20 protein-coding genes and 1 tRNA gene are annotated in these 24106 nt (G+C 67.9%); 11 read left to right on the top strand and 10 right to left on the bottom strand.

Annotation, left to right across the window (positions count from 1 at the left end):
• Window positions 1-48: 48 nt before the first annotated feature.
• Window positions 49-891 (bottom strand): bifunctional transcriptional activator/DNA repair enzyme AdaA, encoded by an 843-nt coding sequence (locus AC5P7X_RS14490; RefSeq protein ID WP_206620024.1) that lies wholly within the window; start codon window positions 889-891, stop codon window positions 49-51.
• A gap of 132 nt (window positions 892-1023) precedes the next feature.
• On the opposite strand from AC5P7X_RS14490, the gene AC5P7X_RS14485 reads away from it, so the two are divergent.
• Complete coding sequence (locus AC5P7X_RS14485; RefSeq protein WP_032954356.1) at window positions 1024-1785, top strand: SDR family oxidoreductase; 762 nt, start codon at window positions 1024-1026, stop codon at window positions 1783-1785.
• A gap of 6 nt (window positions 1786-1791) precedes the next feature.
• Here the strand turns inward: AC5P7X_RS14485 and AC5P7X_RS14480 are convergent, their stop codons facing one another.
• Complete coding sequence (locus tag AC5P7X_RS14480) at window positions 1792-2277, bottom strand: hypothetical protein (RefSeq protein ID WP_329842373.1); 486 nt, start codon at window positions 2275-2277, stop codon at window positions 1792-1794.
• A gap of 164 nt (window positions 2278-2441) precedes the next feature.
• Here AC5P7X_RS14480 and AC5P7X_RS14475 point away from each other — a divergent pair, with 164 nt between their 5' ends.
• Window positions 2442-2612, top strand: coding sequence for a hypothetical protein (locus tag AC5P7X_RS14475; protein ID WP_005417792.1), 171 nt, complete (start codon window positions 2442-2444; stop codon window positions 2610-2612).
• 60 nt (window positions 2613-2672) lie between these two features.
• On the opposite strand, the gene AC5P7X_RS14470 is transcribed toward AC5P7X_RS14475, so the two are convergent.
• Window positions 2673-2748, bottom strand: a tRNA-Ala gene (locus tag AC5P7X_RS14470).
• Between the two features lie 496 nt (window positions 2749-3244).
• Here AC5P7X_RS14470 and AC5P7X_RS14465 point away from each other — a divergent pair.
• Window positions 3245-5575, top strand: coding sequence for a TonB-dependent receptor (locus tag AC5P7X_RS14465; protein WP_206620021.1), 2331 nt, complete (start codon window positions 3245-3247; stop codon window positions 5573-5575).
• A gap of 75 nt (window positions 5576-5650) precedes the next feature.
• Here the strand turns inward: AC5P7X_RS14465 and AC5P7X_RS14460 are convergent, their stop codons facing one another.
• Window positions 5651-6724, bottom strand: coding sequence for a hypothetical protein (locus AC5P7X_RS14460; protein WP_053443323.1), 1074 nt, complete (start codon window positions 6722-6724; stop codon window positions 5651-5653).
• A gap of 90 nt (window positions 6725-6814) precedes the next feature.
• On the bottom strand, window positions 6815-7894 hold the full coding sequence (rnd, locus tag AC5P7X_RS14455) for a ribonuclease D (RefSeq protein ID WP_495215060.1): 1080 nt from the start codon (window positions 7892-7894) through the stop codon (window positions 6815-6817).
• Between the two features lie 84 nt (window positions 7895-7978).
• Here rnd and AC5P7X_RS14450 point away from each other — a divergent pair, with 84 nt between their 5' ends.
• Together AC5P7X_RS14450 and AC5P7X_RS14445 are read left to right on the top strand one after the other, a co-directional pair.
• Complete coding sequence (locus AC5P7X_RS14450; protein WP_495215059.1) at window positions 7979-9871, top strand: formylglycine-generating enzyme family protein; 1893 nt, start codon at window positions 7979-7981, stop codon at window positions 9869-9871.
• Window positions 9872-9959: 88 nt separating this feature from the next.
• On the top strand, window positions 9960-10856 hold the full coding sequence (locus AC5P7X_RS14445; protein WP_495215057.1) for a M48 family metallopeptidase: 897 nt from the start codon (window positions 9960-9962) through the stop codon (window positions 10854-10856).
• A 619-nt stretch (window positions 10857-11475) separates the two neighbouring features.
• Here the strand turns inward: AC5P7X_RS14445 and xseA are convergent.
• Window positions 11476-12807: an exodeoxyribonuclease VII large subunit gene (xseA, locus tag AC5P7X_RS14440; protein ID WP_329842366.1), complete on the bottom strand. Its 1332-nt coding sequence runs from the start codon at window positions 12805-12807 to the stop codon at window positions 11476-11478.
• A gap of 44 nt (window positions 12808-12851) precedes the next feature.
• A complete protein-coding gene (queG, locus tag AC5P7X_RS14435) occupies window positions 12852-13922 on the bottom strand; it encodes a tRNA epoxyqueuosine(34) reductase QueG (protein WP_005417785.1) in 1071 nt (356 codons plus the stop codon).
• Between the two features lie 23 nt (window positions 13923-13945).
• Between queG and AC5P7X_RS14430 the strand changes: the two genes are divergently transcribed.
• The 6 genes from AC5P7X_RS14430 to AC5P7X_RS14405 all read left to right on the top strand — a co-directional run bounded on the left by AC5P7X_RS14430 (window position 13946) and on the right by AC5P7X_RS14405 (window position 21553).
• Window positions 13946-15430 (top strand): bifunctional ADP-dependent NAD(P)H-hydrate dehydratase/NAD(P)H-hydrate epimerase, encoded by a 1485-nt coding sequence (locus AC5P7X_RS14430; RefSeq protein WP_053500620.1) that lies wholly within the window; start codon window positions 13946-13948, stop codon window positions 15428-15430.
• Window positions 15427-15909 (top strand): tRNA (adenosine(37)-N6)-threonylcarbamoyltransferase complex ATPase subunit type 1 TsaE, encoded by a 483-nt coding sequence (tsaE, locus tag AC5P7X_RS14425; RefSeq protein WP_053500618.1) that lies wholly within the window; start codon window positions 15427-15429, stop codon window positions 15907-15909. Before AC5P7X_RS14430 ends, tsaE begins: the two co-directional genes overlap by 4 nt.
• An 82-nt stretch (window positions 15910-15991) precedes the next feature.
• Complete coding sequence (locus tag AC5P7X_RS14420; RefSeq protein WP_053500617.1) at window positions 15992-17560, top strand: N-acetylmuramoyl-L-alanine amidase; 1569 nt, start codon at window positions 15992-15994, stop codon at window positions 17558-17560.
• A gap of 188 nt (window positions 17561-17748) precedes the next feature.
• Window positions 17749-19647, top strand: a complete 1899-nt coding sequence (gene mutL, locus AC5P7X_RS14415; protein WP_188248786.1) for a DNA mismatch repair endonuclease MutL — start codon at window positions 17749-17751, stop codon at window positions 19645-19647.
• 11 nt (window positions 19648-19658) lie between these two features.
• Window positions 19659-20588, top strand: coding sequence for a DUF1684 domain-containing protein (locus AC5P7X_RS14410; protein WP_053500615.1), 930 nt, complete (start codon window positions 19659-19661; stop codon window positions 20586-20588).
• A 2-nt stretch (window positions 20589-20590) separates the two neighbouring features.
• The gene (locus tag AC5P7X_RS14405; protein ID WP_005417757.1) at window positions 20591-21553 is read left to right on the top strand and encodes a TraB/GumN family protein; all 963 of its coding nucleotides are present in this window, start codon (window positions 20591-20593) and stop codon (window positions 21551-21553) included.
• 74 nt (window positions 21554-21627) lie between these two features.
• Here the strand turns inward: AC5P7X_RS14405 and phaR are convergent, their stop codons facing one another.
• The 3 genes from phaR to gluQRS all read right to left on the bottom strand — a co-directional run bounded on the left by phaR (window position 21628) and on the right by gluQRS (window position 24022).
• Complete coding sequence (phaR, locus tag AC5P7X_RS14400) at window positions 21628-22161, bottom strand: polyhydroxyalkanoate synthesis repressor PhaR (protein ID WP_005417756.1); 534 nt, start codon at window positions 22159-22161, stop codon at window positions 21628-21630.
• A gap of 182 nt (window positions 22162-22343) precedes the next feature.
• Window positions 22344-23084 carry an acetoacetyl-CoA reductase gene (phbB, locus tag AC5P7X_RS14395; protein ID WP_005417754.1) on the bottom strand — a complete coding sequence of 247 codons (741 nt, stop codon included), beginning with the start codon at window positions 23082-23084 and terminating at the stop codon, window positions 22344-22346.
• A 17-nt stretch (window positions 23085-23101) separates the two neighbouring features.
• Entirely contained in the window at window positions 23102-24022 is a 921-nt protein-coding gene (gene gluQRS, locus AC5P7X_RS14390) for a tRNA glutamyl-Q(34) synthetase GluQRS (protein ID WP_065178239.1), read from the bottom strand.
• Window positions 24023-24106 lie beyond the last annotated feature (84 nt).

The following is a 24106-nucleotide window of genomic DNA, read 5'->3' as shown; positions in this document are numbered from 1 at the left end:
CTACCGGAGGTTGGGGGCGCCGACAAGGTCGGCGGCTTGCGGGTCGCGTCAGCCGTTGGCGACCTTTTCCCGGCGCAGCAGTTCGCGCTTGCGTGCCACGCCCCAGGCATAGCCGGACAGGTCGCCGTCGCGGCGCACCACCCGGTGGCAGGGCACCGCCACGGCCAGCGGATTGCTTGCGCAGGCGCGTGCCACCGCGCGGCTCGATTGCGGCGCGCCGATACGCGCGGCGATTTCGGCATATGAGGCCGTCTGTCCGCGCGGAATCTGCTGCAGCGCCTGCCATACACGTTGCTGGAAGGCCGTGCCGCGGATGTCCAGCGGCAGCGTGGCGCCTCGCGAGGGATCCTCGACCAGGCCCACCACCTGTGCCACCAGTTGTTCATAGCCGCTGTCGGCCCCGACCAGTTCGGCCTGGCGGAAGCGCTGCTGCAGTGACTGCAGCAGCGCTTCCGGATCGTCGCCGAGCAGGATCGCGACCACGCCGGTGGCACTGCTGGCCACCAACACGCTGCCCAACGAACTTTCGGCAAGCGCGAAGTGGATGACTTCGCCGCGACCACCGGCACGCCATTGCTTCGGCGTCATGCCCAGCAGCTTCGGCGCGTTCTCGTAGAAGCGACCGCTGGAGCCGAAGCCGGCATCGTGGAAGGCGTCGGTGATGCGTTCCTGTTGTTCCAGCCCGGTGCGCAGGCGGTCGGCGCGCAGCGCGGCAGCGTACTGCTTCGGGGTCAACCCGGTTGCTTCCTTGAAAAGGCGATGCAGACGGGTTGGGCTGCAACCCGCGATCCCGGCCAGTTCCTGCAGCGAGGGTTCGTCGTGGCTGGCTTGAAGGTGGCGGCAAACCCGTTCGACGCGGGCATCGAGGGCGGTGGTGGCGGTGCTGTCCATGGCCGGATTCTGGCACGTGCTGGTTCTGCGGAAACTCCGTTTCCTGCACCGATGGGCCGGGCCCGGAAACGGAGTGTTGGCAGGCGAGAGGCGCGGCATCGTGGCGGCCACTTCACAACCGGTACCACGACCATGCGGCTGAACAACAAGATTGCTCTCATCACCGGTGCCAGCGCCGGCATCGGCCGCGCCAGCGCGCTGCGCTTCGCTGCAGAAGGGGCAAAGCTGGTGCTCAACGCACGGCGGCCGGAGCCGCTGCAGGCGCTGGCCGAGCAGATCCGCGCCGCCGGTGGCGAGGTGGTGGTGCATGCCGCGGACGTGGCTGATCCGGCCACGGCACCGGCGCTGGTGGAACTGGCCCAGCAGTCATTCGGTGGGTTGGACATCGCGCTCAACAATGCCGGCATGCTCGGCCCCGGTGCACCGGCAGCAGAGTTCCCGGTGGATGCGTGGCGCGAGGTGATGGCCACCAATCTCGATGCCGCCTTCCATGCCGCACGCGCCCAGTTGCCGGCGTTGCTGGCACGCGGCGGTGGCTCGCTGGTGTTTGTCGGCACCTTCGTCGGCCACACCGTCGGCTTCCCGGGAATGGCGGCCTATGCGTCGAGCAAGGCCGGCTTGATCGGCCTGAGCCAGGTGATCGCCGCCGAATACGGCGCGCGTGGCGTGCGCAGCAACGTGCTGCTGCCCGGGGGCACCGATACCGAGATGGGCCGGCAGGCGGCACCGACCGGTGATGCGCGTGATTTCGTGCGCTCGCTGCATGCACTCAAGCGCATGGCCAAGCCGGAGGAGATCGCCAATGCGGCGTTGTTCCTGGCCAGCGATGAAAGCAGCTTCGTTACCGGTACCGCAATGCGCGTTGAAGGCGGCGTGTCGATCACCCGAACCTGAGCGCCGTCACGTGCGAGGCGAGTAGCGGACGCCGCTGCTGGCCATGAATCCCTTCGGGTCGAACCGGGCCCAGGCCTCGCCCCAGCTGAAGCGGGCGTGGCCGCCTGCCAGTTTGCGCCCCAGTGCCGTGGCCAAGGTGCGCCGCATGAAAGCGACTTCGGCATCGATCGCGGCCTGGGTCGGCCAGCCGTCTTCCAGTGTTGCACCGGGCAGATCGACGCTCATTGTCACCATGTCGAGGTATTGGCCGTGGAAGCACAGGCTGATGCCAGCGGGTGCACCGCCCAGGCTGAGCCGGTGCAGGCTCAGCCAGACATAGCCGGTGCCGACATCGCGCTCGCCATGCGTCAGCGTGGCGAAGGCGATGCGCGCCTCCTGCGGTGAGAGGCTGGGACAGATCAGGTTCGGCAGCGTGCCGAGCTGGATGCTGCCGTCGGTTGGATTGAGGTTCATCGGCACGGTGTGTGCCGCGTGCTGGGCGGGCGGGGGCATGGATGTACGCGGAATTCGTGCTGCATCGGATTCTGGGCGTGTGTTCACCGTCGCAGCAAGTGGGTTCGTGCACACGCTGTTGGCGCGGGACTGACCTGTGGATTACCCGCCGGCCTCTAGCGTGGGGCAGAACGTCGGCCTGATGCCGATGAGGGAGTAATCAGATGAACGAGCCAGACAAGGATCAGGACCCGAAGCAGGGCATCCAGGAAAGCCGCCAGGACCGGAAGCAGGACAACGTGGCGAAGCAGCGGCCGGGCCAGTGCGACCAACAGGTGCGTGATGCGCATTCGCGCAGCCCGCGCCGCAAGGATGGCGGCCAGGAACCCGGCTAGGCGGATTCCAGACAAGAAAAAACCCGTAGATCGCCAGGATCTACGGGTTCTTCTGAATAGTGGTGGAGCCAAGGAGGATCGAACTCCTGACCTCGTCATTGCGAACGACGCGCTCTCCCAGCTGAGCTATGGCCCCACGGCAGGGCTGCAGTGTAGCGCTGCCTGCCGGGCTTGCCAAGCGCCGGGCAGGGACGACGCAAGGCCTGGATCCACCGCCGTGCCGGCCGGATTCGGGCCAGTGCTTGGCGCAGCAGGGCGAATTCGACAGAGACCAGGCGTTGCGCAAGGCAATGCCGGGGGCGGCAGCAATGAGCAGTCGTCCCGCGAAGCCGTGGCGCCGTAGAAGTAAAGGCCAGAGTTGGTTTCGCAGCGCGCATGCGGGCGACTTGCGAGGGTCGATGTCGCGCTGACCCGGCTGCCAGGAGCTTCGGGGTCAGATCCGTTTTCCCTTGGAAAACGGATCTGACCCCAGGCGCTGCCGGCGGACTGTGCCGAAACCGCTTGTTTCGCCGGGTTCGGGTGCCGCGCAACGAAATCGTAACAATTTGGGGGATAATGGCCGCTTGCGCAGTTTTCCCCCTTTTTGCCGCCCGGCTCGCGCAGGCCGCACGGACGCCTCCTCAGAGCATTCCATGCCCTCCCATTCCGATTCCCGCCGCCTGTCGGGTATGTCGTCTTCCTTCGTTTCCTTCCGCCGCCATCCGCTGGCCCTGGCCTGCGCCGGCCTGGCTCTGGTCGGCAGCTTCGGTGCCGCCGCGCAGGACAGCGCGCCGACCCCGACCGGCCTGGACACGATCACCGTGACCGCCGAACACCGTGAGCAGAACCTGCAGGAAGTGCCGGTCTCGGTGGGGGTGGTACAGGGCGAGCGCATGCGCGACTTCACCGCCGGCGGCGACGACACCCTGCTGGCACTGTCCGGCCGCGTGCCGAGCCTGTATGCGGAAACCACCACCGGCCGCATCTTCCCGCGCTTCTATATCCGTGGCCTGGGCAATATCGACTTCTACCTGGGGGCCTCGCAGCCGGTGTCGATCATCCAGGACGATGTGGTGCTGGAGCACGTGGTGCTGAAGTCCAACCCGGTCTATGACGTGGACCAGGTGGAAGTGCTGCGTGGCCCGCAGGGCTCGCTGTTCGGCCGCAACACCACCGCCGGCATCGTCAAGTTCGACACCCTGAAGCCGACCCAGGACTACACCGGCCGGGTCAGCGCCAGCTACGCGACCTACAACAGCGTGTCGATCGACGGCGGCTTCGGCGGTCCGATCAATGACATCGCCTCGTTCCGCGTGTCGGCGCTGTACCAGCACCGCGATGACTACGTCGACAACACCTACAAGGGCCCGAGTGCCGACGGCACGGTCAGCCCGAAGAAGAACGCGATGGGCGGCTTCGATGACCGCAACGTACGCGCGCAGCTGCTGCTGACCCCGAGCGACCAGTTCTCGATCCTGGCCTCGGCCCACGCCCGTGACTACGAAGGCACCTCGACCCTGTTCCTGCGCGGTGCGCTGACCAAGGGCTCGAACAAGACCGACGTGCCGCGCGACCAGGTCGCCTACGACGAAGCCGACAACAATCCGCAGGCCTACAAGACCTACGGCGGCTCGGTGAAGGCACGTTACGACTTCGGCGCGATCGACTTCACCTCGATCACCGCCTACGAAACCACCTCCGGCTACAGCCGTGGCGACACCGACGGCGGCGCTGCGGTGAACTTCCCGGTGAACGGCGTGCCGAACGGCTACGGCCAGTCGATGGGCCGCATCCGCGACCTGGACCAGTGGACCCAGGAATTCCGCCTGGCCAGCCATGACGACAGCGCGCTGCAGTGGCAGGCCGGTGCGTTCTACTTCAACGGCAGCGACACCACCGACTTCTACCAGCGCGCCTGGTTCCTGCAGGGCGCGGCACGCAACCCGAACAACTGGGTGCGCCTGCGCAACAAGAACACCTCGTGGGCCGGTTTCGGCCAGCTGAGCTACGCCTTCACCGACAAGTTCACCGTCACCGCCGGCCTGCGCCAGACCCGGGACGAGAAGCACACCCGCCTGCTGAAGACGGCTGACACTGCCGCTGGCGTGGTCACCTACAAGGGCCGCACCGACGTCAAGATGTCCGACACCACCCCGAGCTGGGATCTGAGCGCGATGTATCAGATCACGCCGGACGTGAGCGTCTATGCCAAGGTCGCCCGCGGTTTCCGCGGCCCGACCATCCAGGGCCGCTCGGCCGTGTTCAATGCCGACTTCACCACCGCCGATTCCGAGACCATCCTGTCCTGGGAAGCGGGCGTGAAGAGCAGCCTGTGGGACAACCGCCTGCGCTTGAACGCCACCGCGTTCACCTACACCGTCAACGACATCCAGCTCAACGGCAACGATTCGGACGGCAACGGCGTGCTGTTCAACGCCGACAAGGCCAAGGCCTATGGTTTCGAAGCGGACATGGAGCTGCGCCCGATCCCGAACCTGACCCTGAGCGCCGGCCTGAGCCTGCTGCACAGCGAGATCAAGGACAAGCGCGTCTACGCGCAGGTCTGCGGCCTCAACGGCCAGGTGGTGTGCACGGTGAATGACCCGACCATCAAGGTCGGTGCCAACACCTTCGCGCAGATCGACGGCAATCCGCTGCCGAACGCGCCGAAGTACAACGTCAACCTGGCCGCCCGTTACGACTTCCCGGTCAGCGACGCGGGCACCATGTTTGTGTCCACCGACTGGAACAAGCAGGGCTACACCAGCTTCGTGCTGTACGACAGCAAGGAGTTCAACTCCAAGGGTGATTTCGAAGGCGGCCTGAAGATCGGCTACTCGGGCAACTACGGTGCCTACGAAGTGGCGCTGTTCGCGCGCAACATCACCAACGAGAAGAACCTCAAGGGTGTGATCGAGAACTATATGGCTGCGGTCTACAACGAACCGCGCACCGTCGGTGTCTCGCTGAACATGAACTGGTAAGCCTTACCCCGTCGTGTACCGGAAACGGCGCTCATCGAGCGCCGTTTTTCGTTGCTGGCCAGGCATCAGCCGTGCTCAAGGCGTGGCGCTGACGCCCTTGCCCAGCGCTGCATCGGACGGCGCACTGGGGCCCAGCACCTGCAGCTGCATCGCCTCCATCCGCTCCAGTACCTTGCGCTGCTTGCCGTTGAGGCCGCGCGAGGTGATTGCGATGTGCTTGCGCGCAGCGTCCAGCGGCGCGGGTTGGTAGTGCACCGTGAAGCGGCGCAGAGCGCATCCTGTCAGCTTGTCGACCGGTGCGCAGTCGTTGGCGTTGAAATCGATATCGCCGTCGGCGGCAACAATGAAGGGGCTGAGCAGGATCTGCCCTTCGCGGGCAGTGAAGGCCAGTGGCGCGTGGGCCTTGGCGATGACCGCCTGGATGCGTACGGCAGGGATGTCTTCAGGGACGATCCTGTCATCCCAGTAGCCTTCGGTCGGGCGCGAGGTTTCGTAGTTCTGGGTGCCCCATGCCACGCAGTTGCCGGAGGCCACATGCACCGAGATGCAGACCTGCTGGGAGTGCTGATCGGTCAGGACGCCGGGTGGTACCCAGACCTTCTTCCAGGAATAGAAACGGTAATCGACGTCGGCCAGGCGGGTGGCGCCGATGTCCTTCGATACTTCGTCCGTGGTCCCCAGCGGCTTCAGCTTGGCCACGCGGGTGTTCAGGCGGTAGTTCTCCGCACCGTTCAGCAGATAGGTGCCTGGCGGAATCAGATGCACCTCGAACACGTCCATCAACACCGTCCTCTGCGGGCCGGTTTCCAGTTCGTTGGTGTTGAACAGCTGCACATAGCCCTGGGAGGGAATATCCTTGTGCTGGAAGGACACCCGCGTCGAGAACCCGGGTAGGTCGGTCGAGCGGTTGCCCAGATGAAAGCCGGGGACCGGAGAGCCGACGCCTGGCCCGCCGTTGTGCACGACATATGGGGCCGGCACCAGCACGGCAACCAGACCGTCGCGGGTGGCACCGTCAATGATGTCCACCAGCTTGGCTGTGTTCTCCTTTTCCTGTGCATAGGAAAGCGGTGCGGCCTGCCCGGAGCATGCCAGGCCCAACGTGGTTAGCAGCAGTGCGCAGGCGGTCGCGATCTTGAGGGTCTGCATCGACGTCTCCTTGTCAGTACCGCCAAACCCTAGCACGGCCCCTGCAGGCTTGAGGTGCACGGCGCCGGCGTGGTCCGGCGCCTTGTGCCATCAACGTGCGGGCAGCAGCGCCTGCAGCCGCGACTCCAGTTCCTGCTGGCGCCAGCCGGCCAGTGCGGCGGGCCATTGGCGGCGATCCAGGTAGCTTTCCAGATGCTTGCGCGAGGCCAGCACGCCATCCGGCAGACCCAGCTCGCGGCTGCGCTCGGCAACGGCATCCTGCAGCCTCTTCAGTGCCTGCTTGTTGGTGTCGTTGGCGGGCAGTGCCAGCGGTGCCTCGGCCTCATCGGCCAGCGGCGTGTCCAGCGCCTGCCACACCGCGCCGGCGAGCTTGCGCGGTGCCTTCGGGAACTGTTCAAACAGCGTGGCCAGCGCGGCGGCATCGGCCGGTGGCGTGCGTGCCAGCGTGGCGGCCAGTTCGTTGTCCAGGATCCAGCTGCGCGGGCGGTCGCTGCTGCGTGCCTGCACATCACGCCAGCGCAGCAGGCGCAGCAGGCGGCGCTGCGCGGCAGCATCGAGAAACTGCGCTGAGCGCATCGCCAGATGCGGCCAGCGGTCCTCGTCATTGGCGACGCTGGCCAGCAGGCGCTCGCCGTCGTCGTGCAGCCACTGCTGGCGGCCCAGCGCCTGCAACTTGGCATCAATGGCGTCATGCAGCGCGAACAGGTGCTCGACGTCGTCGGCGGCGTATTGCAGTTGCGACTCCGAGAGCGGACGGCGCATCCAGTCCGAGCGGGTTTCGCCCTTGGCCAGCGCCACGCCGGTGATTTCCGCGACCAGCTTCTGGTAGCCCATGCCGCCACCAATGCCGGCCAGCGAGGCGCCGATCTGTGTGTCGAACAGCGGTCGCGGCAACACGCCGCAGGTCCACTTGAAGGCAACCAGGTCTTCGCTGGCGCTGTGCATCACCTTGGTGATCGACTCATCGGCCAGCCACGGCGCCAGTGCCTCGGCCATACCGGGAATCAGCGGATCGATCAGCAGGATGTCCTGCCCGACCGCCATCTGCACCAGAGCCAACTGGGGCCAGAACGTGCGTTCACGGATGAATTCGGTGTCCAGGCCGATGCGGGCCGGACGCTGCTGGAAGTACGCATCCAGCTCGGCGGGGGTGGTGATCCAGGTTGCCACGGGTCAGGGCCTACTACTCGGGTTTGCTCAGGCAGGGGAGAATAGCCTAACGTCGGTCCGCGTCCGTGCCGAAGGAGATCCTGCTTGCGTTTTCCGCTGTCGTCCGTGCTGTGCACCGCTCTGGCCGTGGCCTTGGCCGGTTGCACGCCGTCGCCCTCGGCAACACCGGAGCCGGGGCCGGCTGCTGGCGAAGACGCGCGGCCGCAGGAAGGTTCACTGGCGGAGCCGGCACCGGGAGCGGGGCAGGGTAGCGTCACCATTGCCGGTGAGGATGCCACCGAGGACGTGCAGCGGTGGACACCGCCACGGGTCGACCGGCAGGGCCGCAGCGTCGCCCAGCTGCGCCGCGCAGCCGAAAAGGCGTTCAGCGAAGGGCACCTGTACGAGGACGCCGACGCGGCGGTTCCGCTGTGGCTGGCGGTGCAGGAGGAAGATCCGGATGATCGCCTGGCCCGCAGCGGCTTGCAGCGTGCTCGCCAGCGCCTGCAGCAGCAGGCCGATGCTCTGCTGGTTCGGCCACTACGGCAGCGCGAGGCGCTGGCCGAGGCGAGTCGCCAGGCACTGGTGCTGCTGACCCTGGCGCCGAAGGATGAGAAGGTGCGCGCGCTGCAGGGCCGGGTGGAGCTCGCCCAGCGCGTGGTGGCCTATAACCGTGCCGGCGAGGAAGACCTGCGATCGGGGCGGATCGGCGAGGACGGTGACGGTGCGATCGGCAACTTCCGTGAAGCGCTGGCTCTGGACGAACACAACAGCCGGGCGCGGCAGGGCCTGGCGGCGGCCGAAAGTGGCCTGATCCGCCGGGCCGAGGACGCCGCGCGCGTACGCGACTTTGCCAGTGCGGGCACCTGGCTGGCCGAAGCCAGCAAGGTCCGTGACTCGTCACCGACCATTGCCGATGCCTTCGAGCGCATCGAGCAGATCCGCGCCGCCGCGCTGCTGCAGCTGCGTGATGAGGGCCTGCGCGAGCTGGCCACGCCGCAGGGGCTGAAGCCGGCGCGCGAAAAGCTGGCCGAGGCCCTGCGCATCGCCTTGCCGGGGGATGCGGTGGTGGCCCAGCTGCGCGAACGCATCGATCTGGCCACCCACTACGGCAGCTTCCGTCCGGGCCAGGTGTTCAGCGACGCGATGCGTGATGGTGGGCGCGGTCCGCAGATGGTGGTGGTGCCGCATGGCGGCTTCCAGATGGGCGCGGGTGATGCCGAGCCCGGCTCCACCGACGCCGAGCGCCCCTCCCACTACGTGCGCTTTGACCGCGGCTTCGCGATGGCGATCACTGAGGTTACCGTCGGCGATTTCGAGCGCTATGTGAAGTCGACCAATGCACGACCACGTGCGACCCGGCGCGGCCACTCGGTGGTCTATGACGAGCGCAGCGGCAATTTCATCCGCCGCAGCGGCGTCGACTGGCGTTCGGATTACGATGGCGCGCGTGCACTGGGTAACTCGCCGGTGATGCATGTCAGCGTGCGGGATGCCGAGAACTACGCGGCATGGCTGTCCGAGCAGACAGGACGCAGTTACCGGCTGCCGAGCGAGGCCGAATTCGAATATGCGCTGCGCGCCGGGAGCAGTGGCCGCTACCCCTGGGGAGACGCTGGTACGCCGCCGCCGGGCAGCGGCAATTTCACCGGCAGCAAGGACGTCTCGCCTTCGGGTCGGCACTGGCACAACGCATTCATCGGCTATGGCGATGGCTGGTGGGGACCGGCGCCGGTGGCCAGTTTCCAGGCCAATGCTTTCGGCCTGCACGACATGGCCGGGAATCTGAGCGAATGGGTGGCCGACTGCTGGCACGCCAGCTACCGGCGTGCGCCGTCCGATGGTGTCGCCTGGTTCAACCCGGGCTGCCGGTCGCGGGTGATCCGGGGCGGTAACTGGGCCAATGCGCCCGAGCAGACCCGTGCGGCCTGGCGTCAATCGCAGGATTCGGACACCACCAATGCGCGCATCGGCTTCCGCCTGGTGCGCGGCATCTGAGCGGCATCGGGCTTCACCCGCTGCTGGCGTCCGCGCACTAAGATTGCGCCGTGCCCGCCAGCCGGCGGGGTCTGCTGGAAGACCACCGATGCGCAACGATCCCTTTTCCCGCTCGCCCCAAGGTCCGCAGCGACGCGGCCTGTTCGGCAACATCCGCTGGTGGGTGTTGCTGCTGGCGGCGGGCTATGCGGTGTTCTACTGGTTCTCCAATCGCACCGTCGATCCCTACACTGGCGAGAAGGTGATGATCGACAGCAGCCTGGATGCGCGCCAGGAGACCGCGCTCGGTCTGCTGGCCTACCAGCAGATCCTCTCGCAGGAACGGCCGATGGATCCGAATGCGCCGATCGCGCGCGATGTGCGCGACATCGCGCAGCGCCTGATCGCCAAGGTGGACGTGGTGGAGACCGCGCTGGCACAGGAGCACGGCGTGCAGCCCGCGCATTTCGCGCGGGATTTCCAGTGGGAAGTGAACGTGATCCCGTCCGAGCAGGCCAATGCGTTCTGCCTGCCGGGCGGCAAGATGGCGGTCTACACCGGCCTGGTGCCGGTGGCGCGTACGCGTGATGCGATGGCGGTGGTGATGGGCCATGAGATCGCCCACGCGCTATTGCGCCATGGTGCGCAGCGGATGGCGCAGCAGAAGTTGACCCAGATCGGGCAGATGGCCGGTGCCGCCAGCGGCATGGATGCGCAGCAGCAACAGATGATGATGTCGGCGATGGGCTACGGCTATCTGCTGCCCTATGCGCGCAGCCACGAGACGCAGGCCGATGAAGTGGGGCTGATGCTGGCCGCGGCGGCGTGCTTCGATCCCCGCGAGGCGGTGCCGCTGTGGCAGCGCATGGGCCAGGCCAGTGGCGGCCAGGCGCCGCCGGAGTTCGCTTCCACCCACCCGAATCCGGGCACCCGCATCCAGAACCTGCAGGCACTGATGCCGAAGGCGCTCGAGTACCGGCAGAAGTTCTGCGAGCAGGCAAAGTAGAGGGTGTTCGGCAGGGCTTGCAGCCCTGCACCTGCCGAAGCCAGAGCAACAGCAACAGCAACAGCCGAAGCAAAAGCTGGCTATCCGTGGGATGGCGGGGTGGGTCCGGTTGCGGGAGACGCCGTAAACCCCCAGTCCGGCCCAGCCGCTGGCGGCTGTGCGTTCGGGCGCTTGCGAAGCAGTGCTTCGCAAGCGAAGCGCCCTCACCCATGGGGGCTTGGCCGCGGCATCCATGCCGCGGACACTCCCGCAACCGGACCCACCCCGCCTTCGACAGATGTCCGCGATCTGCCGGAATGGCGCTTGGGGTCAGATCCGTTTTCCGCAGGAAAACGGATCTGACCCCGAATTGATTCGATATCTGAAAGAGATTCATCCACGCATGGCGTGGATCTACCGACCGTCATCGGGACACTGTCGAGGGTGGGGGCGGTGTGGCTGTGCAGGACCGTTGGCGCCATGGATGGCGCCATCGAGCCCCCAGGGATGGGTTTACGGCGTGTCCTGCACAGCCACACCACCCCGCCAAGCTTTCAGCAATCCAGGGCCGCTTTCGCTGTTGCTTCGGCTGTTGCATTTGCCTCTGCGGGTGCAGGGCGCAGCCCTGCCGAACACCCCTCTACTTGACCTGCACGTCGATCACGCCGTCGCCGACGCGGGCCTGCAGGGCGTCACCAGGTTGCACCTGGTCGATGCGCCGCACCAGCGCACCATCGTCGCTGCGGGTCAGGATGCTGTAGCCGCGGGCTACGGTGGCCAGCGGGCTGACTGCTTCCAGTGAACGCGCCAGCCCGCGCAGCCGCAGTGCATCGCGCTCCAGCAGACGCTGCATCGCGGCCTGCGGTCGTCCGCGCAGGGCGGCCAAGCGGCGCTGCATCGTGTCGAGCTGGCGCTGTGGATGGTGCCCGCGCAGGACCGCCGCTGCATGGCGAAGCCGCGCAGCACGGCGCTCCTGCTGCTGGTTGAACGCGGCATGCAGGCGTCGTCCCAGATCGAGCTGGCGTCGACGCAGCAGATCCAGTCGTGCCTGCGGGCTCTGCGCGTTCAGGCGCAACAGCGCACGGTCGGCACGCTGCATCGCCTGCTGCATCGTGTGCCGCTGCAGCTGCACCATGCGTGCCGCCGTGCGGCGCACGCGCAGGGCCAGTTCGCGCTGGTCCGGTACCAGCAGCTCAGCCGCCACCGATGGCGTCGGTGCACGCAGGTCGGCGGCGAAGTCGCTCAGGCTGAAGTCGGTTTCGTGGCCAACCGCAGACACCACCGGGGTGCGGCTGGCGGCGATCGCACGGGCCAGGGCTTCGTCATTGAAGGCCCACAGGTCTTCCAGTGAACCACCACCGCGGGTCAGCAGGATCACGTCGTAGCGGCCGCTGGCATCGGCGGCCTGCAGCAGCCGGGTGATCTGCGCGGCGGCACTGCTGCCCTGTACCAGGGTCGGCAGCAGGTCAACTTCCAGCAGTGGGAAGCGCCGGCCGAGCACGCTCAGCACATCGCGCACGGCAGCGCCGGTGGGCGAGGTGATCACGGCCAAGCGTCGCACGTGCGCCGGCAGCGGCCGCTTGCGTGCCGGGGCGAACAGGCCTTCGGCCTCCAGCCGTGCCTTCAGCTCCTCGAAGGCGCGGCGCAGCGCGCCCTCGCCGGCTTCCTCCATGTGGTCCAGCACCATCTGGTACTCGCCACGGGCGTCGTACAGGGTCACCTTGCCGCGCACCAGCACGCGCATGCCTTCGCGCGGCACGAACTTCAGGTACTGCGCCTTCATCCGGAACATCGCCGCACGCAGCTGCGCGCGCGCGTCCTTCAGGGTGAAGTAGAGGTGTCCGGAGGCAGGACGCGCCACGCTGCCCAGTTCGGCCTCGACCCAGATCGCCGGGAAGCTGCCTTCCAGCAGGTCGCGGGCCAGGGTGTTGAGCTGGCTGGGGGTGAGGATGTCGTTGTTGCGTGGCTGCATGGAAACGGCGTGCTGCGGGCGGAACGGGGGCTCAGGATCGCACGTCAGCGCGCCGTATGCTGGCCCAGTGCCCACTGCACGTGTTCACGCACCAGCGGCGAGGGATCGTCGATGCGGGTCTGCAGGGCAGCCAGCGCTTCGGCCGAGGACGGCGCATTGCCCAGCGCCACGGCGATGTTGCGTAGCCAGCGCTCATGGCCGCTGCGCCTGATCGGGCTGCCTTCGGTGCGGCGCAGGAACTCGGCTTCGTCCCAGGTGAACAGCTGGTCCAGGCGCGCGGTATCGAGGTTGTTGCGCGCGCGGAAATCGGCTTCGTCGGTGCGCTTGGCGAACTTGTTCCAGGGGCAGACCAGCTGGCAGTCGTCGCAGCCATAGATGCGGTTGCCGATCAGCGGGCGCATCTGTTCGGGAATGGCGCCGTCGTGTTCGATGGTCAGGTAGGAAATGCAGCGCCGCGCGTCCAGCCGCTGCGGGCCGGTGATGGCCTGGGTCGGGCAGACATCGATGCAGCGCGTGCAGGTGCCGCAGTGCGCCGTGGCCGGCGTATCGATCGGCAGCGGGATGTCGATGTAGATCTCGCCGATGAAGAACCAGGAGCCGCCATGGCGGTCGATCAGGCAGGTGTGCTTGCCGATCCAGCCGAGCCCGGCGTTGCGGGCCAGTGCGCGCTCCAGGACGGGGGCGGAATCGACGAACACGCGGTAGCCCAGTGGCGCGACTTCGTCGTTGATCTGCGTGGCCAGCTTCTGCAGGCGGTTGCGCATCAGCTTGTGGTAGTCGCGGCCCAGCGCATAGCGCGCCACATAGGCGCGGCCCGGGTCGGCCAGCGTCGCCCAGGCTTCGGTGTCATCCTTGTGGCTGTAGTCCATGCCCACCGAGATCACGCGCACAGTGCCGGGCAACAGCTCGGCCGGTCGTGCGCGCAGGGTGCCGTGGCGCGCCATCCAGTCCATCGTGCCGTACAGGCCCTGACCCAGCCAGTCGGCCAGGTGCGCCTCATCCTCGCCCAGCTCGATACCGGCGATGCCGCAGCGCTGGAAGCCATGCGCGCGGGCCAGTTCGCGGATGCGCTGCACGGCCTGGGCCGGATCGACGGGGGTGGGGGCGAGGGACATGCGCACCAGTATAAAATCCCTGCATGGCCAACCTCGCCGATCTGTTCGATTCCGCTGCCGCGCGTGCGCTTGATGCCCAGGCGTCCACCCTGGCGGGGGATGCTGGCTGGGGACTGATGGCGCAGGCCGGCCAGGCCGCCTGGCAGTGCCTGCTGCAGCATTGGCCGCAGGCGCAGCGCATCGGCGTGGTGGTCGGTGCGGGCAACAATGGCGGCGACGGCCTTGTGCTGGCTCGCCACGCGTTGCAGGCCGGACGCGAGGTGAGGGTGATCGCCCTGCCGGGCAGGGCGCCATCGACCGCGCTGGCGCAGCGTGCAACATCGGAGTTCAGGTCCGACGGCGGCGCCATCACCGAGTTCGACGGCGCGCTGCCCGAGGCCGACCTCTGGGTCGATGCCCTGTTCGGGCTGGGCTTCGATCGCGCGCCGGAGGGTGCGGCGCAGGCGCTGATCGTTGCGATCAATGCGCAGGCGGCACCTGTGCTGGCCCTGGATGTGCCCAGTGGCGTCGATGCCGACCGCGGTGCGATACCTGGCGCGGCAGTGCGCGCGGCGCTGACCCTGCAGTTCATCGTGGCCCATCGCGGGCTGTACACAGGCGACGCGCTGGATCATTGCGGGCACAAGGCCCTGGCACCCCTGCAGTTGCCCGCTGCCGCATGGCAAAGCGTGTCGCCTGCCGTGGAGTACTGGGCGCAGGCACGATTGCCGGCCCTGTTGCCGCCGCGCCGCGCAAATACCCACAAGGGCGAATCCGGCCACGTGCTGTGCGTCGGCGGCAACCATGGCAGCGGCGGTGCCATCGCCATGGCAGCCGAGGCCGCCTTGCGCGCAGGGGCGGGGCTGTTGAGCCTGGGTACCCGCCGCGACCACGTCGCTCCACTGCTGGCTCGCCTGCCCGAGGCGATGACCCACGCGCTGGAAGACGGCGAGGCGCTGCCGGCATTGCTTGACAGGGCAAAGGTGGTGGCGATCGGGCCCGGTCTGGGCCAGGACGAATGGGCGCGCGCACTGTTTGCGCGGGTGCTGGCCAGCGCCAAACCACTGGTGGTCGATGCTGACGCGCTGAACCTGCTGGCGCAGGATCCGCGTGCCTTGCCTGGCGCCGTCCTCACACCGCACCCGGGCGAGGCCGCACGCCTGCTCGGCTGCAGCACCAGCGACATCCAGGCCGATCGCTACGCCTGTGCGCAGACGCTCGCCGAGCGTTTCCACGCGGTGGTGGTGTTGAAGGGCGCCGGCAGCATCGTGGCGGCGCCCGGGCAAACGCCCCGGTTGGTCGCCGCCGGCAATCCCGGCATGGCCGTGGGGGGCATGGGCGACCTGCTCACCGGCATCATCGCCGGCCTGCGCGCGCAGGGCCTGGCCGCCTTCGATGCCGGCGCGGCGGGCGCGTTGCTGCATGCGCTGGCCGGCGACGCGGCTGCCGCTGACGGCGCACGCGGCCTGCTTCCTACTGATCTGCTGGCGCCGTTGCGGCGACTGGCCAACCCGGAACGCTTCCCATGACCGATTTCTTCCTTGCCGACAGCGACGCCACCGAACTGCTCGGGCAGTGGCTGGCGACCACCCGGCCGCCGCAGGCGCTGATCGAACTGCGCGGCGACCTGGGCGCCGGCAAGTCCACAACGGCCCGCGCGCTGCTGCGGGCGCTGGGCGTGCAGGGCGCGATCCGCAGCCCCACCTACACCCTGGTCGAGCGCTATCCGCTGGCCAGTGGCGGTGAGGCGTGGCACCTGGACCTGTATCGCATCGGCCAGGCCGGTGAGCTGGATTTCCTCGGCCTGGACGAGGGCAGCGCGGTCTTGTGGCTGGTCGAATGGCCGGAACGGGGCGCCGGCGCGCTGCCGCCGACCGACCTGGTGGTAGCACTGGAGATCGAAGGACAGGGGCGACGCGCCAGTCTCACCGCGAGCAGCGACGTTGGGCATGAATGGCTGAAACGGCTGCCTCAAGGGGGCGACTTGCAGGCCATTTCTGTCGGCTGACGAGAACAAACGCCGGCAGGTTACGGATTATTAAGGAAAAAGGTGTTGCATTCCGTTCAGCGCGGTGATTGAATCCTGAGCCATGCGCCCGGGGAACCGTCTCATCGCCATCTGTGCCGCCGTCGGACTGGGTCTGGCGAGCGTCAGTGCGTGGGCGGGTGAAGTCCGCCAGGTCCTGCTGAACACCGGCGCGACCGGCACCCGTGCCGAGATCTCGCTGGTCGGCAGTGGCGGCTACAAGACCCTGTCGCTGGCCGGCCCGAACCGCCTGGTGGTCGATTTCCCCGACTCCAGCGCCGTACGCAACCTGAAGATGCCGGCCGCGCAGGGCGTGGTCACGGCGGTGCGTACCGGACAGCCGGTCCCGGGCACTTTCCGTGTCGTCTTCGACCTTGCCGAATCGGTGGCGCCGTTCCGTCCGCAGATGCAGCGCGAGGGCAATGAATCCAAGCTGGTGATCGAATGGCCGGGTGATGGCCCTGCCGTGGCCACCAGCCGCCCGGCGACGCCACCGGCGGTGCAGTCGCAGGCGGCCGCTGTGGGGGGCTCAGTCGCGCCCGCGCCGGCCGAGAACGCGCAGTCGCGCACCGATGCTGCGCGGGCCACCGCCCTGCTGACCGCACAGGTGCAGCAGCAGGCCAGCGCCAGCGCCGCCGCACCCGCCACGCCGACCCCCGCACCGACCAGCGCGCCGGCCCAGGTTGCTGCGGCAGGCGTCGCGGCCAGCAGCACGCCTTCATCCTCGCCGGCTGCAATCCTTGCCGGCCAGCGCACTGCTGCGGTGGTGACCACGCCGCCGGCAACGGCCCCCACACCCGCGCCGACGCCGGCCGAGCCGCCGCGTCCGGCGATGCCCAGCGATGCATCGCGCATCCGCATGCAGCCCGGCATGCGACACCTGGTGGTGGCGATCGATCCCGGTCACGGTGGCCAGGACCCGGGCGCGATCGGCCCGACCGGCAAGCGCGAGAAGGATGTCACCCTGGCGGTGGCGCGTGAGCTGGCCCGCCAGGTCAATGCCACGCCGGGCCTGAAGGCCTACCTGACGCGCGACAGCGACGTGTTCATTCCGCTGCCGATGCGCGCGCAGAAGGCGCGTGCGAACAAGGCGGACATTTTCATCTCGATCCACGCCGATGCGGCTGAAAACCGTTCGGCCACGGGTTCGTCGGTGTACGTTCTGTCGACCAAGGGTGCCTCTTCGCAGCGCGCCCGCTGGCTGGCGGACAAGGAAAACGCGGCCGACCTGGTCGGTGGGGTGCGCCTGCAGCAGACCGAAGGCACCCTGGCCAACGTGCTGCTGGACCTGGCCCAGAGCGGCTACATGAAGGCGTCCGAAGATGCGGCCGGCCACGTGCTGGGCGGTCTGAAGCGGATCGGCAACAACCACAAGCCGAACATCGAGCGCGCCAACTTCGCGGTGCTGCGCACGTCGGACATGCCGGCGATGCTGGTGGAAACGGCATTCATTTCCAATCCGGATGAAGAGCGCCGCCTGACGGACCCGGCATACCAGCGCAAGGTGGCGGGCGCCGTGCTGGATGGCGTGCACACCTTCTTCAGCCGCCAACCGCCGCCGGGCACGTTGTATGCCGCCCGCGCGCAGGCCGAGATCGACGCCGCAGCCACCATGGCAGGCGGCAGCAAGTAAGCCGCCGAAGGCGGGTTGCCGTTTTCTGTAGAGTTGAGCCGCGCCCCATGACCGATGGGCGCCCTTCTGATGAAAGCATCGCCATGCGCGCGGACCCTCCCGCTGGGCACGCGGCATGATTCATGCCCGGCGGACGACGGGCTGCTCCGCTATCATCGACCCATGAAGTCTGCAGCCCATCACCTCCCATGAGCGCGCCTGGTCCGCGTCCGATCCGGCCGTTGCCGGAGATCCTCATCAACCAGATCGCTGCCGGCGAAGTGGTCGAACGGCCCGCGTCGGTGGTCAAGGAACTGGTCGAGAACGCGATCGATGCCGGTGCCAGCCGTGTCGACATCGACCTGGAAGAAGGCGGTGTACGCCTGATCCGTATCCGCGACAACGGCAGTGGCATCGCGCCCGAGCAGTTGCCCCTGGCGGTGTCGCGCCATGCCACCAGCAAGATCGCCGATCTTGACGATCTCGAATCGGTGGCCACGCTCGGTTTCCGTGGAGAAGCGCTGCCGTCGATCGCATCGGTCAGCCGCTTCACCCTGTGCTCGCGGCGCGCGCACGATGAGCATGGTTCTGCACTGCAGATCGAAGGCGGCAAGATCGGCGAGGTGACCCCGCGCGCGCATGCGCCGGGCACCACGGTGGAAGTGCGCGAGTTGTTCTACAACGTGCCGGCGCGGCGCAAGTTCCTGCGCGCCGAGCGTACCGAACTGGGCCATATCGAAGAGTGGCTGCGTTCGCTGGCGCTGGCACGGCCGGATGTCGAGCTGCGCGTGTCGCACAACGGCAAGGCCTCGCGGCGCTACAAGCCGGGCGATCTGTATTCCGATGCGCGCCTTGCCGAAACGCTGGGCGAGGATTTTGCCAACCAGGCCGTGCGCGTGGACCACAGCGGCGCCGGCCTGCGCCTGCATGGCTGGATTGCGCAGCCGCATTATTCGCGCGCGAGCGCCGACCAGCAGTACCTGTACGTCAACGGTCGCTCAGTGCGTGACCGCAGCGTCGCCCACGCAGTGAAGATGGCCTACGGCGACGTGCTGTATCACGGCCGCCAGCCGGCCTATGTGCTGTTCCTCGAACTGGATCCGACCCGCGTCGACGTCAACGTGCATCCGGCCAAGCACGAGGTGCGCTTCCGCGATTCGCGGCTGGTCCACGATTTCGTCTATCGCACGTTGAAGGATGCGCTGGCCGATACCCGTGCCGGCATGTCGGCGCAGGAGATCGGTGCCGGCCCCGCACATCCGGTGGACGCCGCCGCCGTCCCGACGGCATCGAGCGCTGGCGCGTCGGGGTTCGGGCTGGTGCGCGGGGCTGCGCCCGGCTCGGGAGGTGGTGGTGGCGGGTTTTCAGGCTGGCGTCCGCAGCAGCCGCTGGGCCTGCAGGTGGCCGATGCACCGGCCGCCTACGCCGCGCTGTACGCCGCGCCCGCCGGCGTCGAACGCGCAGCGGCGTTGCCGCCGATGCCGAGCGAGAACGGGTTGCCGGTGACCAGTGCCGACGCGGGTGTACCGCCACTGGGCTACGCGATCGCGCAGCTGCATGGCATCTACATCCTGGCCGAGAACGCTGAAGGCCTGATCGTGGTCGACATGCATGCGGCCCACGAACGCATCGGCTACGAGCGCCTGAAGAATGCACACGATGGCATCGGCCTGCAGTCGCAGCCGTTGCTGGTGCCGATCACGCTGGCGGTGGGCGAGCGCGAGGCCGACACCGCCGAAAGCGAAGCCGAGACACTGGCGGCGCTCGGCTTCGAGGTGACCCGGGCCGGCCCCGGTTCGCTGCACGTGCGCAGCATTCCGGCACTGCTGGCGCATGCAGAACCGGAAGGACTGCTGCGCGACGTGCTGACCGACCTGCGCGAGCATGGCCAGAGCCGCCGCGTGGCCAGTGCACGCGACGAACTGCTGTCGACCATGGCCTGCCACGGCGCGGTGCGTGCCAACCGGCGCCTGACCGTGCCGGAAATGAACGCGCTGCTGCGCGACATGGAAATCACCGAACGGTCCGGCCAGTGCAACCACGGCCGACCGACCTGGGCCCGTTTTTCGCTGGCGGAGATCGACCGCTGGTTCCTGCGCGGACGTTGAGGGGAGCATCGATGCGTTATCGGGGAATGGCGGGCCTGCTGGCCGCCGTGGTGTTGGCCGCCTGCAGCCCGGCAACACCGCCGGCGCCGACGGCCGCTGAAGATCCGGCCTACGCGGCCGCGCAGCAGCAATGGCGTGTAGCGCGCTACCAGGACCTGACCCGGCCCGATGGCTGGACGGCCCTGGTCGGCCTGCACTGGCTGCAGAACAAATCCCATTTCGTTGGCAGCGGCGCCACCAACGGCATCCGCCTGACGGTTGGCCCGGACAGGCTGGGCCTGCTGCGTCGCGAAGGGACGCAGTGGTGGTTCACGCCTGAAGCCGGTGTCGATGTCAGCCACGACGGCCAGCCGGTGCGTGGCCGCATCCGCGTCGACACCGACAAGGACGCGCAGCCGACGCTGCTGGCCTTCGATGGCGGCAAGGGCCAGCTCAGCATCATCCGCCGGGGGCCACGGGACGCGCTGCGGGTCAAGCATGCCGAGGCACCTGCGCGGCGTGATTTCGCCGGCCTGCAGTACTGGCCGGGCGGCGCGGACTGGCAGGTGCAGGCGCGCTTCATCGCGCATCCGCCGGGCAAGACCTTGCCGATCGTCGACATCACTGGCTTGACCACCGAGATGCCCAATGCCGGTGCGGTGGAGTTCGAACGTGATGGCCGCAGCTGGCGCCTGGAGGCCATCGGTGCGCCCGGGCAGCCACTGTTCCTGATCTTTGCCGACCGCACCAGCGGCCGCGGCAGCTATCCGGCCGGGCGCTATCTGGATACCGATGCCCCCGCTGCAGACGGCACGGTGCGCATCGATTTCAACCATGCCTACAACCCACCGTGCGCGTTCACCGCCTACGCGACCTGCCCGCTGGCGCCGCCGGAAAACCGGTTGGACCTGCGCGTGGAAGCGGGCGAGAAGGCCTACCACCTGCCTGAAGGAGAAGGCTGACCATGCCGATCAAACACCTGTTCCGTACCGCGCTGTTGCTGGCGGCCTGCGCAGTGGCGCCACTGGCCACGGCCCGCGATGGCCAGGCCAGCCCTGCCGCGGCCGCGGCCGCAACCGCGGCCAAGCCGCCGGTACCCCTGTTGTGGAAAGTCACCGGTCCGGGCGATGCACGCGTGTACCTGCTGGGATCGTTCCATCTGCTGAAGCCACAGGACTACCCGCTGTCGCCCGATGTCGAGCAGGCGTTCGAAGCCTCGCAGCGGGTGGTGTTCGAACTGTCGCCGGAAGACATGCAATCGCCCCAGCTGGCCAGCCGCATGGTGCAGGCTGCGACCCGCACCGATGGCAGCGAGCTGAAGCGTGATCTGGATGCGGCCACCTGGCAGAAGCTGCAGGCTTTTGCTGCCCAGAACCAGTTGCCGCTGGCGCAGATGCAGGGCATGAAGCCCTGGTTCGTCGGCCTGAGCATTTCGATCGGGCAGATGCAGAAGCTGGGCCTGGACCCGGCGCTGGGCCTGGACCGCCACTTCATGGAACGCGCGCAGAAGACCGGCCGGAAGACCGCGGGACTGGAAGATATCGATACCCAGATCGGCATGCTGGACGGGATGACGGTGCAGGAGCAGCGGCAGATGCTGGCCGAAGCACTGGACCAGGCCGGCAAGGCAGATGAGCAGGCGCGGCTGCTGCATGATGCATGGCGTCGCGGCGACGAGCGCCTGCTGTGGACCAAGATGGCGGCAGAGATGCGCCAGCAGTATCCGCAGCTGTACCAGCGCATCAACACCGGTCGCAACGATGCCTGGGTGCCGAAGCTGCAGCCGTACCTGCAGGCCGGGCAGGGCGGTACGCTGGTGGTGGTCGGCACGCTGCACCTGCTGGGCAGTGATGGCGTGGTCGAGAAGCTGAGGGCGAAGGGCTACAAGGTCGAGCGCGTGTGCACGGGGTGCAAGGCCAAACGCTGACGCACCGCTGGAGCGATGCCAAACAAGACGGCGCGCCAGGGGCGCGCCGTTTTCGTATCAGCCGTTGCTGCAGCTCAGCGGCGGGTCTTGCCGCCGGTGCCGGTACCGGTGCCGGGTTCGCCGGGCTTGTTGCCGGTTCCCGTTCCGGTGCCGCCCGGGCGCGGGCCACCGAAGCCGCTGCCCATGCTGCGCTGGAATTCCTGCCACAGCTCCAGGTTGCGCTCGGTCAGCTGGTTCATCATCGCCCACGGGGTCTGGCCCAGCAGGTTGCCCATCTGCTGGCGGAACTGCTGCTGCTGGTCGAGGAAGACCTGCATGCTGCGCTCCAGGTAGTTGCCCATGAAGCCCTGCAGGGAATCGCCGTAGAAGCGGATCAGCTGGCTCAGCAGCTGGGTCGACAGCATCGGTTCGCCGTCCTGTTCCTGGTCGGCGATGATCTGCAGCAGGACCGAACGGGTGAGGTCGTCGCCGCTCTTGGCGTCGCGGACTTCGAAGTCTTCGCCGTCCAGGATCAGCTGGCGCACGTCCTCGATGGTGATGTAGCTGGAGATCTCGGTGTCGTAGAGACGGCGGTTCGGATACTTCTTGATGATGCGGGTCGCAGCCATGAAGCGGTACTCGTCACAGTAGACGCGCAGCATGGCGCAGTGCAGCAGCGGTTGCAACCGCCCCAGCCCCCGCCAGGCTTGGCTTTCAGGGGCGATCATGTTGCGCAGCAAGGGTTTGCGTGCTGCGCAGCATGACCATCGGCAGGGGCCGTCAGCGCATGCCGCAGCGGCCCCTGCGCGGCTTACCAGCCCATGTGGTGGCCGCCGTTGATGTCCAGGTTGCTACCGGTGATCCACGAGGCTTCCTCGGCCACCAGGAAGGACACGCCATAGGCGATTTCCTCCGGCTTGCCGAGGCGCCCGGTGGGGATGTCGGCGATGATCTTGGCGCGCACGTCCTCCGGAACCGCCATCACCATGTCAGTGGCGACGTAGCCGGGCGAAATGGTGTTCACGGTGATGCCGAAGCCGGCGTTCTCGCGGGCCAGCGAAATGGTGAAGCCATGCATGCCGGCCTTGGCCGCGGCGTAGTTGGCCTGGCCGTACTGGCCCTTCAGGCCGTTGATCGAGCTGATCTGGATGACCCGGCCCCAGCCGCGGCGCCGCATGCCTTCGATGACCGGACGGGTGACGTTGAACACCGAATTGAGGTTGGTGTTGATCACATCGTGCCACTGGTCCGCGCGCATGCGGTGGAACGTCGTGTCGCGGGTGATGCCGGCATTGTTGACCAGGATCTCGACCGGGCCCAGCTCGGCCTCGACCGCACGCACCAGCGCCTCGGCGCTGCCTGGATCGGAGACATCGCCCGGGAAGATCGACACGCTGTAGCCGCGCTCGGTCATCGCCTGCTGCCATGCGCGGGCCTTGTCCTCGTCGCGGTAATTGGTGGCGACCCGGTGGCCCTGGTCGGCCAGGCGTTGGCAGATGGCGGTACCGATGCCGCCGGTTCCGCCGGTGACCAGTGCGACGCGAGATGTCATGGAATGCTGTCCGGGAATCAGGTGGGGGAAGGGGGATTCTGCAACATCGGCGCGGAAAGTGCGCCGGCCGGCAACAGGATGTCGGTCCGCGGCAGTCGAGCCGGGTCGAATGCCCGTTGCGCAGTGTGCAGCAGCGCATCCCGGTCATCGGCGCCGTCCAGTGCGGCAGGGGCCTGGCCCAGCAGCTGCCAGAGTGCGCGCAGTACCGGCACCGGTCGTGTACTGTCCACCGGCAGCGACGCCAGCGACTTGGACAGTTTGTGGCCGGGGGCGTCTAGCAGCAGCGGCAGGTGCCAGTAGCGCGGCACGGCCAGGCCCAGCGCCTGCTGCAGCAGGATCTGCCGCGCGGTGGAATCGAGCAGATCGGCGCCGCGCACCACTTCGGTCACCCCCTGCGCGGCGTCGTCGACCACCACCGCGAGCTGGTAGGCCCAGCAGCCGTCGGCACGGCGCAGCACGAAGTCGCCGACTTCGGCATGTACGTCCTGCTGCTGCGGGCCACGCAGGCCATCGTCGAAGCGGACCAGGTTGCCGGGCGGTACGCGGAAGCGGACGGCAGGATCCGGTCGCGGCTGCCGCGCAACGCAGCGGTGGTGGATGCCGCCGCTGGCAGCCAGTTCGCTGCGGCTGCAGTGGCAGATGAAAGCCTGGTCGCTGGCCAGCAACACGTCCAGCGCGGCCTGGTAGGCCTCGCCTCGAGCGCTCTGCCACAGGACCGGGCCGTCGTGGACCAGGCCGAACGCAGCCAGTGCCTGCAGCTGTGACTGCGCGGCGCCGGGTACGGTACGCGGCGGGTCAACGTCTTCGATGCGCAGCCGCCACAGGCCGCCGTGGTGGCGGGCCAGCAGCCAGCTGCCGAAGGCGGCAAGCAGGGATCCGGGGTGGAGCAGGCCGGTCGGCGAGGGCGCGAAGCGGCCGCAGGGAACAATGGCGGTCATGCAGGCTGAATCGTCGGTCAGGTTGGCGCTTGAATTCAAGCTGAGCGCACCGCAAATTGACGGATATCAACCCCTTCCGAGCCG

The organism is Stenotrophomonas sp. YJH_SMC_53 (assembly GCF_059369995.1).
The sequence above is the reverse complement of the archived record's forward strand: the minus strand, read 5'-3'. Positions and strand labels throughout refer to the sequence as shown.